The organism is Mycobacteriales bacterium, from assembly GCA_040902655.1.
Taxonomy (GTDB): domain Bacteria; phylum Actinomycetota; class Actinomycetes; order Mycobacteriales; family SCTD01; genus SCTD01.
On sequence record JBBDWV010000013.1, the window covers coordinates 17,123 to 30,609 of the forward strand.

Genomic DNA, 13,487 nt, shown 5'->3' on the forward strand with positions numbered 1-13,487 from the left:
GGCGGACGTGCCGCTGCGCCCGGGTGCCCGAGCTCTCAGGAGCAGAGCAGCGTCCGGCTCCTGCCCTTGCCGCTCCAGCCACAGGTGGCGCTGGCCGAGGCGCGTGCCGTGGCGCCCAGGTCGTCGGTGACGGTGACGGTCCCGGTGTAGGTCCCGGGCTTGCTGAAGCGGCGGGAGACGGTCGCGCCGGCGGAGGTCCCTCCGTCGCTGAAGGACCAGGCGTGGGAGACGATCCTGCCGTCGGCATCCGAGGAGTTCGACGCGTCGAAGGTGCAGGTGGCGGCGCTGCAGGCGACGGCGGCCGCGGCGACCGGCGCCGTGTTCTCCTGCGTCGGCTCGGTCCCTGCCGGCGGTGCGGCCGGGCTGGTGACGGTCGTGGCGCGCAGGAGCAGGTTCGGTGAGCCGGTGCCGGCGGCGGTGACGACGCCACCGGTCGCCGCAGCCAGCACGCTGCCGGCCACGTCGGCCGGCGCCAGCGTCGGCGCGCCCTCCAGGACGAGCGCCGCGACGCCTGCCGCGTGCGGACTGGCCATCGACGTGCCGGACATCGTGGCGGTGCCGCTGCGCGAGGCGTTGCTGAGCGAGGTGATCGAGAGACCGGGGGCGAACAGGTCCAGGCAGCTGCCGAGGTTCGACCAGGACGGCTTGGCGTCGGTGCTGCCCGTGGCCCCGACGGTCACGGCCTCGGCCACCCGCGCCGGGCTGGTGTCGCAGGCGTCCTTGCCGTCGTTGCCCGCTGCCACGACCACGCTCACGCCGCTGGCGACCAGCCTCCGCACGGCGTCGTCCAGGCTCGCGGAGGCACCTCCGCCGAGGGACATGTTGACGACGGCGGGGCCCTTGCGGTTCTTGGCCACCCAGTCCAGTCCGGCGATGATGCCGGACCAGGTCCCGGACCCGGTGCAGTCCAGCACGCGGACCGGTACGACGGTCACCGCCTTGGCCACGCCGTACGCCGTACCGGCCACCGTGCCGGCGACATGCGTGCCGTGGCCGTGGCAGTCGTCGGTGCCCCGGCCGTCGGAGATGGCCGTCCAGCCGGGCGCGAGCCGGCCGGCGAGGTCGTCGTGCACGCGGACGCCCGTGTCCAGGACGTGTACCTGCACACCGCTGCCGGTGGCGGGGTAGGCGTAGGCGCGGTCCAGCGGCAGCGCTGCCTGGTCGATCCGGTCCAGCCCCCAGGTCGGTGAGCTCTGGGTGCCCACGGCGCGGGCGGTGCCGTCGCGCTCCACCCGCGTCACCCGCCGGTCCGAGCGCAGCCGGTTGACCGCGGCGGTGCTGAGCTGGCCGGCGAAGCCGGGCAGCACCGTGCTGAATGCCCGGTCCGCGCGTACGCCGCCGGCCCGGGTGTGCTGGCCGACCACGTCGGCGATGCTGGCACCGGACGCCACCGTCACGATCCACCGGCCGGTGGCGGCCTGCGCGGGTGCTGCACCGGCAGCGGTGGCCGGTCCGGTGGACAGCAGCAGCGCCCCGGCGACGAGCAGGCAGGAGGTGACGATCGAGCGGGGACGGGACACCGGGGCTCCAGGACTGTGAGGGGGCAGCCGTGCTGTCCTCGGCAGGTCGACCGGTACCGCCGTCACCTTGAGACGTGCCGGGCTCAGAACCAGCGCTCGAGCACCTGCGCGACTCCGTCCTCGTCGTTGCTCGCAGCCACCTCGTCGACAGTGGCCAGCACCTCCGGGTGGGCGTTGGACATGGCCACCGAGTGCCCGGCCCAGGAGAGCATCGGCAGGTCGTTCGGCATGTCCCCGAAGGCCACGACCTCGTCCGCGGCGACCTCCCGCTCCTCGGCGATCGAGGCGAGCCCGGACGCCTTGGAGATGCCGGTCGCGCTGATCTCGAGCAGCCCGTCGGTCGTGGAGTGCGTGCACTCCACGACGGCACCCACCGACTCCCGTGCACGGGCGAGCAGCTCGTCCGACCCGAGCTCCTCGTGCCGGGCCAGCAGCTTGACGACGCCGGCGGCGATGAGCTCCTCGACCGGTGCGACGGCGGCCTCGCCGACGTCCCACCGCGGGAGGTAGGAGGGTTCACGGCCGAAGCCCTCCAGCACCCTCTCCACCGCGAAGGTGATGCCGGGCACGTCCCGGCGCAGCGCCGCCACCACGTCGGCTGCCGCCGATGCCGCGATCGGCGAGGAGCGGATCACCCGCTCGGTGTGGAGGTCGTAGACCAGCGCGCCGTTGGCGCACACCGCGATGCCGCGGTGCCCGGTCTGCTCGGCCACGGTGCCCATCCAGCGCGGCGGCCGCCCGGTCACCATGACGAACAGCACCCCTGACCGCTCGACCCGGGCGAGCACCTCGCGGGTGCGCGGCGAGACGGTGCCGTCGCTGCGGAGCAGGGTGCCGTCCAGATCCGAGGCGACCAGCCTCGGCGTCACTGGGGCAGCAGCTCCTTGCGGTTCGCCAGCCACGGACGCAGCGCCGGCGGCACGTGCACCGAGCCGTCGGCGCGCTGGTGCACCTCGAGCAGCACCGCGATGGTGCGGCCGACGGCACACAGCGTGCCGTTCAGCGTCGCGAGCGGCGACGTTCCGCCCGCACCCCGGGTACGGATGCCCAGCCGGCGGGCCTGGAAGTCGGTGCAGTTGCTCGTCGAGGTGAGCTCGAGCCAGCGCTGCTGCGACGGCAACCACGCCTCGCAGTCGAGCTTGCGGGCGGCCGACGAGCCCAGATCTCCCGCGGCCACATCGATCACCCGGAAGGGCAGCTCCAACGCCGTGAGGAACGCCTTCTCCTGCTCGAGCAGCCGCGCGTGCTCGGCCGCCGCGTCGGCCAGCGGCACGTAGGAGAACATCTCGACCTTGTCGAACTGGTGCACCCGGATGATGCCGCGGGTGTCCCTGCCGTGGCTGCCGGCCTCGCGCCGGAAGCAGGACGAGAAGCCGGCGTAGCGCAGCGGCAGCTCCTCCAGCACCTCGCCGGCGTGGAAGGCCGCGAGCGGCACCTCGGAGGTACCGACCAGGTAGAGGTCGTCGTCGGCCAGCCGGTAGACCTCGTCGGCGTGCGCACCGAGGAAGCCGGTGCCCTCCATCGCCTCCGGTCGGACGAGCGCCGGGGCGATCACCGGGTTGAAGCCGTTCTCGACGGCCTGGCCGATCGCGAGGTTGACCAGCGCCAGCTCGAGCAGCGCGCCCCAGCCGGTGAGGAAGGCGAAGCGGCTGCCGCTGACCTTCGCGCCGCGCTCGGTGTCGATCGCGCCGAGCGCGGTGCCGAGGTCGAGGTGGTCCTGGACGCCGAAGTCGTACGACGGCACCTCGCCGACCTGTTCGAGCACCACGAAGTCCTGCTCGCCGCCCGGCGGCACCCCGTCGAGCACGACGTTCGGGACGGCCAGGTGGGCGACGCGCAGCGCCGCGTCGGCCTCGGCCTGGGCGGCTTCGGCTGCCTTCACCTCGGCGGACAGCGCCTTGGCCTGCTCGAGGACCGCCGGCCGCTCCTGCGGGCTCGCGCTCCTCACCGACTGGGAGACGGTCTTCTGCTCGGCCCGCAGGTTGTCCGCGCGGGTCACCGACGCGCGGCGCGCGTCGTCGGCGACGAGCAGGGCGTCGACCAGGGCAGGGTCGTCGCCGCGGGCCCGTTGCGAGGCCCGGACGCGCTCGGGGTCGTCGCGCAGCTGCTTGAGGTCGATCACCGCCATGAGCCTACCGGCGGGGGCCCGGCCTGCCGCTGGCCCGTCGCCGTGTACTCAGCCGCGCAGCCGGCGGAGCCAGTCGGCCGCCGCGTCGTAGTCGGCGTCGGAGGTGCCGGGCCGCACGTCGGGCGGCAGGCCGTCGGCCCGCGGGTAGCTGCCGAGCACGCGCACCTCGGCGCAGCCGCGGTGCAGCGCCGCCAGCGCCTCGCCGACCCGGGCGTCGGCCAGGTGCCCCTCGCAGTCGATGGAGAAGAAGTACCGCCCGAGCACCCCGCCGCTGGGCCGCGATTCGATCCGGCTGAGGTTGATGCCGCGCACCGCGAATTCCGTCAGCAGGGCCAGCAGGGCACCGGGGGCGTTCTCGGCGATGAAGGCGAACAGCGTCGTACGGTCCGCGCCGGTGGATGCGGGAGGCGGTCCCGGGCGGCACACCAGCACGAAACGCGTGACGGCGCCGTCGTTGTCCTGCACGTCGTCGGCGAGCACCTGCAGCCGGTAGTGCCCAGCCGCGACCGGCGCCGCGACCGCCGCATCGAAGCGGCCCTCCGCGACCGCACGCGCGGCATCCGCCGTGGACGGTGTCAGCACGACCTCGGCGCCGGGCAGCTCGTCGCGGAGCCAACGGCGGCACTGCGCCGCGGCGTGCGAGTGGGTCGCGACGACCCGGACGTCCTCCCGGCGGGTGCCGGACCGGCCGAGCAGGTTGAAGCTGACCGGGAGCAGCACCTCCCGGACGACCTGCAGCGGCGGGCCGACCGCGAGTTCGTCCAGGGTCCGCGCGACCGACCCCTCGACCGAGTTCTCGAGCGGGACCATCGCCCCGTCACAGTCGCCGTCCCGGACGGCGTCCAGCGCCGCCACGACGGAGGCGTACGGCGTCAGGTCTGCGCGCTCGGCAGCCGGCAGGGTGCGCAGCGCCGCCTCCGTGAAGGTGCCCGCGGGACCGAGGTAGCCCAGCCTCGCGGGCCGGTCGCCGGGCACGGGGGGGCTCACCGCGTGGTGCGTGGGGCGGCGGCGGGAGGGTTCGACACGCGGAAACCCTAGTCGCGCGCCGTACGCTCCCGGCCGTGGACCGGATGCAGGCGCAGGAGCTGCTGGCCGCCGTCGCCGCGGGCGAGGTGGATCCGGCCGACGCGCTGGACCGGATCGCGACCGCGCCCTACGACGCGCTGGCGCACTCGCTGGTCGACGTGCACCGGGCGCTGCGCACGGGTGATCCGGAGGTGGTCTACGCCGCGGGCAAGAGCACGGCCCAGGTGCTCGACGTGGTGGAGGCGCTGCGCGCGTCCGGGGACCGCGCGGTGCTGGTCACCCGGGCGGGCGCCGACACGGTGTCGGCGCTGCGGGCGGCGCACGACGACGTGCTGGTCGACGGGAGCACCGTCGCCGTCGGCTCGCTGCCGCGCGCGCGGGGGACCGTGGCGGTGCTGGCGGCCGGCACCTCGGACGGACCCGTGGCCGCGGAGGCGGCGCTGACCGCGCGGGCCTTCGGCGCGCAGGTCGAGCGGGTGGACGACGTCGGTGTCGCCGGGCTGCACCGGCTGATCGCCGCGCGGCCCGCGCTCGACCGCGCGGACTGCCTCGTCGTCGTGGCCGGGATGGAGGGGGCGTTGCCCTCGGTCGTGGGTGGGCTGGTCGGCACACCGATGGTCGCGGTGCCGACCAGCATCGGGTACGGCGCGAGCTTCGGCGGGCTGGCCGCGCTCCTCGCGATGCTCAACGCCTGCGCGCCCGGCGTCCCGGTGATGAACATCGACAACGGCTTCGGTGCAGGTGTCTTCGCAGCGCGGGTGGCCCGGCGGACGTCGCGGTGATCGGCTGGCTGGACTGCTCCGCCGGGATCAGCGGCGACATGCTGCTCGGTGCGCTGGTGGACGCGGGCACCCCGCTGGAGACCCTGCAGGAGGCGGTCGACGCGGTCTGTGTCGAGCCGGTCCGGCTGCGCCGCTCGGACGTCGTGCGCGGCGGGATCGGCGCCTGCAAGGTGGACGTGCTGGCCCCCGCCGGGCCGCCGGCCCGCACCTGGGCGGACGTGCGCTCCCTGCTCGAGCGGGCCGCGCTGCCCACCGCTGTGCGGTCGCTGGCGCTCGGCGTCTTCGCCCGGCTGGCAGCGGCCGAGGCGGCGGTGCACCGGGTCGTCGTCGACGACGTGCACTTCCACGAGGTGGGCGCCCTCGACGCGCTGGCCGACGTGGTGGGCTGTGCGGCCGGGCTGCACGCGCTCGGGCTCGACGCGCTGTCCGCCTCGACCGTGACACTCGGCTCCGGGACCACGCGGGGGGCCCACGGGCCGCTGCCGGTCCCGCCCCCGGCGGTGCTCGCGCTGCTGAAGGGGGTGCCGGTGCAGGCCGGCCCGGTGGCCGCCGAGATGACGACCCCGACCGGCGCGGCGCTACTCGCCACGACAGTCTCGTCGTACGGCCCGCTGCCGCCGATGTCGCTGCTGCGCACCGGCTCCGGTGCAGGAGGACGGAATCCCGAGGAGTTGGCCAACGTGCTCCGACTGGTGCTCGGCGACGCGGTGCACGAGGCCGGGACGGCTCTGGTGCCGGAGACCGCTCTGGTGCTGGAGACCAACGTCGACGACCTCGACCCGCGGCTGTGGCCGGGCGTGCTGCAGGCGCTGCTCGCCGCAGGGGCGAGCGACGCCTGGCTGACACCGGTCCTGATGAAGAAAGGGCGCCCGGCGCACACCCTGTCGGTGCTCTGCGACGCGCATCTCGCGGCCGCGGCGCGCGAGGTGGTCTTCCGCCAGACGAGCACGCTGGGGCTGCGGGAGACGCCGGTGGCGAAGACCGAGCTGGAGCGGGCGCAGCGGACCGTCGAGGTGGAGGGACGGCGCATCCGCGTGAAGCTCGGCCTGCTGCACAGCGAGGTCGTGAACACGATGCCGGAGTGGGAGGACGTCGCTGCGGCTGCGGCTGCCCTCGGTCGTCCGGTCAAGCAGGTGCTGCAGGAGGCGCACGCCGCCGCGGCGGAGTTCGGCGGCCGCTGACGGCGCAGTCACCAGCGGGCAGCAGCAATCGAACGAGCGAGAATCGCACCTACGAGGTCCGGCGGCTCGTCGGCAGTTGATCTTCTGCTGGCTGGATTCGCAGCAGACACGCCGGCATTTCCGCTGCCGATCCAGCAACCAGTAGATCACCAGGCGTGAAGATCTTGGTCGGCCCGCACGGGTAGTGGCGGCGCGCGCCTGTTGCAGAACGGCTTCTGCATCGTCCGCGAATCGCACCTATGCGCTGGCTGGGGCACCTTCCGGCGCAGGCACCCTCGCTGCTGAACCTCTGCGCTGAACGACGAGTCCGATGAACACCAACGCCGCGCCCATCGCGCCTAGCCATGACAGGCGCTCGCCCAGCACCGTGATGCCGAGCGCCGTTGCCACCACGGGCTCAGCCAGCATCAGCGTGGTCACCGGCCCCGCCTGAAGCGAGGACAGTCCCCGCACGAACAGCAGGCAGCCCAGCGTCACGGTAAACAGGCCCAGGTACAGCGCGAGCAGTACGCCGCTCCCGTCACCGAGCCATCCCACCGGCTGCGTTGCCAGCAACGGCAGAGACAGGAGGCCGCCGAGGCCGAACGCTCCGGCCATGACGGCGGGAGGGCGGTGCCCGGCGTCGAGCTGCTGCTTCGCCAAGACGGTGTAGGCGGCGTACGACAGCCCGGCGAGCAGTGCCAGTACCGCACCGAGCAGATCGACTGTCCCTGACGGTGAGCCGCCAAGGACGAGCACGGATAGGCCCGTGAGGCAGAGACCCGTGGCGATGAGCCATGAGCGGCCAGGTCGTTCACCGAGCACCAGACGCGCCAGCACGCCGGTCAGGACCGGGCCACTACCGAGAGCGATCAGCGTCCCGACAGCCACGCCAGCACGCTGGACGCCCGCGAAGAAGAACACCTGGTACAGCGCGGTGCACGCTCCTGCGACCAGTCCGGAGCGCGTGCGCCACAGCACCATCGCCTCACGCCATGACGCGCCGACTAGGGGCAGGAGCGCGAGCAGAGCCAGCCCACCGACCGCCAGTCGAGCCGCCCCTACCCCCAGCGGCGTCGTGGAGTCCGGGCCGAGAGCTTGCGCCGTACCCGTGGTTCCGAACAGCGCTGCCGCCAGGAGCACCGCGCCGACAGCCTGAGGTCGCATGAGGCACTACACGCTAGTAATGCTCGACGCCGCCCCGCGCGGGGCGCCGACCAGCCGCTATCTGGCGCCCGGGTCGACGCTGAGGCGCCGTCCACTGCCGCCGATCTTCTGCTGGCTGGTTTCGCATCCGACGCGCCGGCGTGTCCGCTGCCGATCCAGCAACCAGAAGATCGCCAAGCGGAGGCGCCTTTCTCGGTGGTTGATCGCCGCGTGCGTCGGCGCGTAGTGGCCGGGGACGGGACGCTAACGTGCTGTTACAGCCGCAGATCGAGGGGCAGAAGTCCGATGTCCCGCCCGTTTCTCCTGCGAGGAACTCTGCCATGACCCCGACAGACGCCCCCGGCTCGGCCGAGCAGTTGGCTCGCGCGCTGCGCGCCGGCGGAGCCGCCCTGGAGCTGCTGCGCAGCGCTGAGCCGGTGGACCGCCGCGACCGCTTCCGCACCCTGCTGCGCGTCTACGACCTGCACACGGCTCCGCTCGACGTGGTGGGGGAGGCCGTGCGGCACCAGCACGCGCCCGCCGTCGCCGAGCTGAAGAATCGGCTCGAGGCCGAATGGCTCGACGAGCTGGAGCAGGCCTGGCAGCAGGCCGGCCCACTGACCGACTGCCGCACCCCGGCCGAGGTGGTGCAGGCGATGCGGGCGGTGGCGGCGAAGGACCGGCTGCCGGCGGCCTACAAGTGGCTCGCCACGACGGCGACGTGGGAACAGGTGGTGGACTTCCTCGCCCTGGAAGGCGGCCCGGACGGCGGGTTCGACGACCTGATCGCGCTCTGCCAGGTCGGGCTGTCCGGGACGGCGAAGCTCGAGCTGGCCAAGAACTTCTGGGACGAGATGGGTCAGGGCGAGCTGGCCGGGGTGCACACGCAGCTGCACGCCGACCTGGTCGCGGCGATCGACATGCCGTCCGTCCCACGGGAGGAGCTGCCGGTCGCCGCCCTGGAGCGGATCGCCCTGAACGGCCTGATGGCGACCAACCGCTGGCTGCAGCCGGAGATGATCGGTGCCCTGGGGCTGCTCGAGTTGCAGGCCGGTCCGCGCTGCCGGCTGGTGCTGCAGGCCTTCGACCGGCTGGGCGCACCGCAGGGCGGCTACCCGTTCTACGTCGAGCACGCCGAGGTCGACCCGGTGCACGGCAGGGACTGGATGGACAAGGCGATCGAGCCGCTGGCCGCCGAGCGACCGGAGTGGGGACCGCGCATGGTCAAGGGTGCCTGGTGGCGCTCGACCATCAACCTGGCCTTCTTCGCCGGCCTGCAGGAGCGCCTGCTCGAGGAGTCCACCGCCGCGTGAGACCGGCCTGACGCGATCCGCCGGATGGCCTGTGCCGGATGACCTGTGCGGGTCGGATCTCTAGGGTGCAGCCATGACCGGACTCGCCGCGGCGGCACACCGGGTCACCAGCGAGGTCGGCCGGCTGCGCACCGTGCTGCTGCACCGGCCAGGCGCGGAGCTGCAGCGGCTGACGCCCCGCAACAGTGCCGACCTGCTGTTCGACGGGTTGCCGTGGGTGGCCCGCGCACAGGAGGAGCACGACGCCTTCGCCGAGGCGCTACGCACGCGCGGCGTCGAGGTGCTCTACCTCACCGACCTGCTCGTCCAGACGCTCGGGTCGCCGGCGGCGCGCGAGGAGGTGGTGCAGTCGGCGGTCGCGCCGGCCGTCGTGGGGCCGGCGCTGGCCACGGTCCTGCGTGCCTGGCTGCTCGACCTGCCGAGCGACGAACTGGCCGGCGTGCTTTCGGCCGGGCTCACCCACGACGAGCTGCCCTCGCACGGCCCGGACGGTGTCGTCGCGCGACTGGCCGGCCCGGGCGAGTTCGTCGTACGCCCGCTGCCGAACCTGCTGTTCACCCGCGACTCCTCGGTCTGGGTCGACGACCACGTCGCCGTCACCAGCCCGTCCATGCACGCCCGCCAACGCGAACGGGCGCTGGCCGGCGCGATCTACCGCTCCTCCCCCCGCTTCGCCGGCACCCCGCTGCTGTACGGCGGCAGTCGCGAGGAGGCGTGGTTCGAGGGCGGTGACGTGCTCGTGATGGCGCCCGGCGTAGTCGCCGTCGGAACCGGCCAACGAACGACACCCGCGGGGGTAGAAGCCTTTGCTCTCAGGGCTTTTGCGGCAGGAATCGCGCACACCGTGCTGGCCGTGCCGATCGCCCAGGAGCGGGCGACGATGCACCTGGACACCGTCTGCACGATGGTCGACCGCGATGCCGTGGTGATGTTCCCGGCGGTCGCGGACACGCTGTCCGCCTACACCGTCACCCCCCGCGACGACCACAGCCTGCAGGTGGCCGGGCCGAAGCCGTTCCTGCAGGCCGCCGCGACCGCCCTGGGCCTGGACCACCTGCGCATCATCGACACCGGCCTCGATCCGGTCACCGCCGAACGCGAGCAGTGGGACGACGGCAACAACACCCTCGCGCTCGCGCCCGGCCTGGTCGTCGCCTACGAGCGCAACACCGTGACCAACGACCGGCTCGAAAGCGCCGGCATCGAGGTCGTACGCATCGCCGGCAGCGAGCTGGGCAGCGGTCGCGGTGGGCCGCGCTGCATGAGCTGCCCGGTGGCGCGCGACCCGCTCCCCGGCTGACCTCTGCGGGTGGGGGGTCAGTTGAGGGTGAGCTGGCGGCTGAGCAGGCCGGAGCGGGCCCGGCGCTCGCCACCGGTGAGCGGACCGTCGACGGCAAGGGCCTGGTCGAGACGGGCCCGCAGCGCGACGGCCGGTTCCTCCATCGCCTCGGCCTCCCGGTCCACCGGCGCGTCCCACACCGGCACCATCAGGCCGTGCGCACGGAACGACCCGACGTAGCGGGTGTCCGGGCCGATCGCGAGGCCCCCCGCGACGGTGAGCCGGGCGAGCGCGTCCAGCACCTGGTCCTCCGGCTCGGGCAGCACCCACCGAAGATGGCTCCGCTCCTTCATCCGGCACCAGTACGCCGCGGGCACAGACTGCAGCCGCGCGGTCGGCACGACGGAGGCGTTCGCGCGCTCCATGGACGCGGCCACCTCCCCGGTGGGGTCGGCCGCACCCTCGACCCAGTAGTCGAAGCCGGGGTGCAGCGTGATGTCCAGCGGGTCCTCGGCCAGCAGGTCCTGCAGCCGCCGTCCGGGGCCGGGCAGTCCGATCGGCTGAACGCTGTTGCCGGGCGGCGTCTCGAGGGCGAGCTCCAGCGCGGACGCCAGGTCGCGGCTGACGTCCCCGGAGCGGGACTGGACCTGCAGGCCGAGGAAGATCCTGCCGTCGGCGCGCACCATCGCCGGCCACGCCAGTGGCAGGACGGTCGACAGGACCACCGGACGGTCCGGGTCGTCGCGCAACCGCAGCGGGGCGGTCGCCGCCGGCACGATCTCCCGCAGCGCCACCCACTCGGTCTCATCGACACGTCCCTGGAAGGGCCGGGCCACCAGCCGGCGGTCCTCGCCGCTGCCCTTGCCGTGACAGGCCTTGTAGCGCTTGCCGCTGCCGCACGGACAGGGCTCGCGGCCACCGACCACGGGCACCGCGGTGGACGCGCCGGCCGACGGTGAGGGGGCGCCGGTCGAGCGGGCGGGCGGGTGACGGCGGGTGCTGATCGGGGGCTCCTCGGGACGTGGGACTCCGTGTGGGACCTGATGCGGGACCTGGTGTGTGGGGCCTGGTGCGCGGCCTTGGCAGCCTAGGTGCGGGCCGGCGGTCAGCGCTGCGCCAGCCGGTGACGGACCCGGCCGGGGTGGTTGCTGATGATGACGTCGACGCCGAGATCGAGCAGGAACTCGACGTCCTCGGGTTCGTCCACGGTGTAGACGTGCACCCGGTGGCCGTGGTCGTGCACCCGCTGCACGTAGCCAGGGTGGTTCTTGACCACGCGCAGCGCCACGCCGGCGCTGCCGACCCGGGCGGGCAGCCGCCCGTCCCGGTAGCGGACCGGGACCCGCTCCATGAGCAACACCGTCGGCAGCGCCGGCGCCAGCGCATGCACCCGGCGCAGGGACATCGCGGCGTACGACATCACGGTCACCGGTGAGGCCGATCGGGACAGCGGGGCGGCCAGGCCGTAGCGTCCGAGCAGGTCGATCAGGCTGCGCTCCACGAGCCCGCCGTACCGGGTCGGGTGCTTGGTCTCGATGTGCAGCTCCACCTGCCGCCCGCTGGGAGTACGGCTGTCCAGCGCGAGCTGCAACAGCCGCTCGAGGGTCAGGACGCTGCGCCGCTCCGGGTCCTGCTCGGCCTCCTCCCAGGCCGCCTCCAGCACCGGGTCGCCCCGGCGGGCCTTCCACGAGGCGAAGTCCAGCTCGGCCAGCTCCGCCAACTCGAGCGTCGACAGCACCCCGCGGCCGTCGCTGACCCGGTCGATCCGCCGGTCGTGCACGCAGACCAGCACACCGTCCCGGGTCAGCCGCACGTCGCACTCGAGCGCGTCGGCACCCTCCTCGAGCGCGAGCTCGTAGGCGCCGAGGGTGTGCTCGGCATGCGCGCCGGAGGATCCCCGATGGGCCACGACCTTGACGAACCGGCGGTCGGAGAGCACCCGCGCATCCTGCCCCCACCGCGCCGGTCTGTCAGCGGCCGGTCTGTCAGCGGCCGGTCTGTCAGCGGCCCAACCGCGCGCCGGTCTGTCAGCGGCCGAGCCGTGCGCCGGCCCTGGCCGCCCTCACGGTGCCGCCGCCCGGTCCGTGAGCCGGCGGGCGAGCCAGCGCTCCAGGACGTCCGGTCGAACACCGTCGTCGGGGCCGAGGTCCGCCGCGACGACGACCCGCAGCGGTCCCTCCTCGCCGTCGACCCGCACCTCCGCCGGCCACGAACCACCGGGGCCCACCACCGTCGTGGAGAAGGTGCCCACCCAGCCGAGCCGCCACTCGGCCTCCGGGTGGCGGACCAGCGTCGAGGCACGGGTCGTCGGCGAGCTCAGCTCGCCGTCGACGTACAGCAGCGCCAGCCTCCTGAGCAGCAGGGCTGCCAGCGCCTCGAGGCTCGTCTCGTCTCCGGACACCCAGAGCCGGCCGTGCTTGTGCTCGTGCGGCAGTCCGTGCAGCGCTGCAGCCCAGGCGCCGCCGATCAGCACGTCGATCTGCCCGAGCTGATCGACGAAGTCGTTGGTGAGCAGCTCCACGCTGCACAGCCGGTCCCGCAGCGACAGGGCCTCCAGCCGCGCGAGCTCGGCGTCGAGATCGGCGTGCCGGTGCACGAGCGTCCAGTGGGCATCCCGGCCGCAGGCCAGCAGGATGCGCTCGAGCATCGGCAGCGACGGCAGCGCCGCGCCGGACTCGAAGCGGCTGAGCGACGCGGCGGCGATACCGGCCCGGGCGGCCAGCACGCGCTGGGTGACTGCCTGCTCGTGCCGCGCGGCGCGTAGCAGGCCCGGGATGTCCATCCGGTCAGGGTTGCCCGACGCGCACGCAGCCGTCAGCCTCCAGGCCAGTTCTGTGCACAACAGGCAAGCGGTCTTGTGGACAGCGGGCACCCTGCCGCTGTGGACAACCGGCAACCTGCCACGAGCGCCAGCTGTGGACGACGACGGCGCGGGGGGGTGATGTGTCGCGCCGGCGCTGTGCAGGAGAGGTCATGTTCGGCGAAAAGTTGACCTCTGCTGTACAGGGTCCTGAACGAGATGCCCGCCTGGTCGGGACAGCAGCCGGACGGCGGTGGGCCGGACGGCGGTGGGCCGGACGGCGGTGGGCCGGGCGGCGGTGGGCCGGGCGGCGGTGGGCCGGGCGGCGGTGGG

Annotated in this window: 12 protein-coding genes; 4 read left to right on the forward strand and 8 right to left on the reverse strand. The window is 73.8% G+C overall.

The window, feature by feature from the left end; genetic code table 11:
• Positions 1-35: 35 nt before the first annotated feature.
• From WD794_02920 to pheA, 4 genes are all read right to left on the reverse strand, one after another.
• Positions 36-1,520: a S8 family serine peptidase gene (locus tag WD794_02920; GenBank protein ID MEX2289260.1), complete on the reverse strand. Its 1,485-nt coding sequence runs from the start codon at positions 1,518-1,520 to the stop codon at positions 36-38.
• Positions 1,521-1,603: 83 nt separating this feature from the next.
• Positions 1,604-2,389, reverse strand: a complete 786-nt coding sequence (locus tag WD794_02925; protein ID MEX2289261.1) for a Cof-type HAD-IIB family hydrolase — start codon at positions 2,387-2,389, stop codon at positions 1,604-1,606.
• Complete coding sequence (gene serS / locus WD794_02930) at positions 2,386-3,642, reverse strand: serine--tRNA ligase (GenBank protein MEX2289262.1); 1,257 nt, start codon at positions 3,640-3,642, stop codon at positions 2,386-2,388. Before serS ends, WD794_02925 begins: the two co-directional genes overlap by 4 nt.
• A gap of 54 nt (positions 3,643-3,696) precedes the next feature.
• Positions 3,697-4,635 carry a prephenate dehydratase gene (pheA, locus tag WD794_02935; protein ID MEX2289263.1) on the reverse strand — a complete coding sequence of 313 codons (939 nt, stop codon included), beginning with the start codon at positions 4,633-4,635 and terminating at the stop codon, positions 3,697-3,699.
• 83 nt (positions 4,636-4,718) lie between these two features.
• Here pheA and larB point away from each other — a divergent pair, with 83 nt between their 5' ends.
• Entirely contained in the window at positions 4,719-5,456 is a 738-nt protein-coding gene (larB, locus tag WD794_02940; protein MEX2289264.1) for a nickel pincer cofactor biosynthesis protein LarB, read from the forward strand.
• Entirely contained in the window at positions 5,453-6,637 is a 1,185-nt protein-coding gene (gene larC / locus WD794_02945; protein MEX2289265.1) for a nickel pincer cofactor biosynthesis protein LarC, read from the forward strand. The genes larB and larC overlap by 4 nt, the downstream gene beginning before the upstream one ends.
• A 237-nt stretch (positions 6,638-6,874) precedes the next feature.
• Here the strand turns inward: larC and WD794_02950 are convergent, their stop codons facing one another.
• A complete protein-coding gene (locus WD794_02950) occupies positions 6,875-7,783 on the reverse strand; it encodes an EamA family transporter (GenBank protein MEX2289266.1) in 909 nt (302 codons plus the stop codon).
• Between the two features lie 320 nt (positions 7,784-8,103).
• Between WD794_02950 and WD794_02955 the strand changes: the two genes are divergently transcribed.
• Both WD794_02955 and WD794_02960 read left to right on the forward strand, forming a co-directional pair.
• Positions 8,104-9,075: an iron-containing redox enzyme family protein gene (locus WD794_02955; protein ID MEX2289267.1), complete on the forward strand. Its 972-nt coding sequence runs from the start codon at positions 8,104-8,106 to the stop codon at positions 9,073-9,075.
• 73 nt (positions 9,076-9,148) lie between these two features.
• Positions 9,149-10,375, forward strand: a complete 1,227-nt coding sequence (locus tag WD794_02960; protein ID MEX2289268.1) for an arginine deiminase — start codon at positions 9,149-9,151, stop codon at positions 10,373-10,375.
• 17 nt (positions 10,376-10,392) lie between these two features.
• Here the strand turns inward: WD794_02960 and WD794_02965 are convergent, their stop codons facing one another.
• From WD794_02965 to WD794_02975, 3 genes are all read right to left on the reverse strand, one after another.
• Positions 10,393-11,286, reverse strand: coding sequence for a DUF5926 family protein (locus WD794_02965; protein MEX2289269.1), 894 nt, complete (start codon positions 11,284-11,286; stop codon positions 10,393-10,395).
• A 173-nt stretch (positions 11,287-11,459) separates the two neighbouring features.
• On the reverse strand, positions 11,460-12,293 hold the full coding sequence (locus WD794_02970) for a glycerophosphodiester phosphodiesterase family protein (GenBank protein MEX2289270.1): 834 nt from the start codon (positions 12,291-12,293) through the stop codon (positions 11,460-11,462).
• Positions 12,294-12,416: 123 nt separating this feature from the next.
• Complete coding sequence (locus WD794_02975; protein ID MEX2289271.1) at positions 12,417-13,136, reverse strand: helix-turn-helix transcriptional regulator; 720 nt, start codon at positions 13,134-13,136, stop codon at positions 12,417-12,419.
• Between the last annotated feature and the right edge of the window lie 351 nt (positions 13,137-13,487).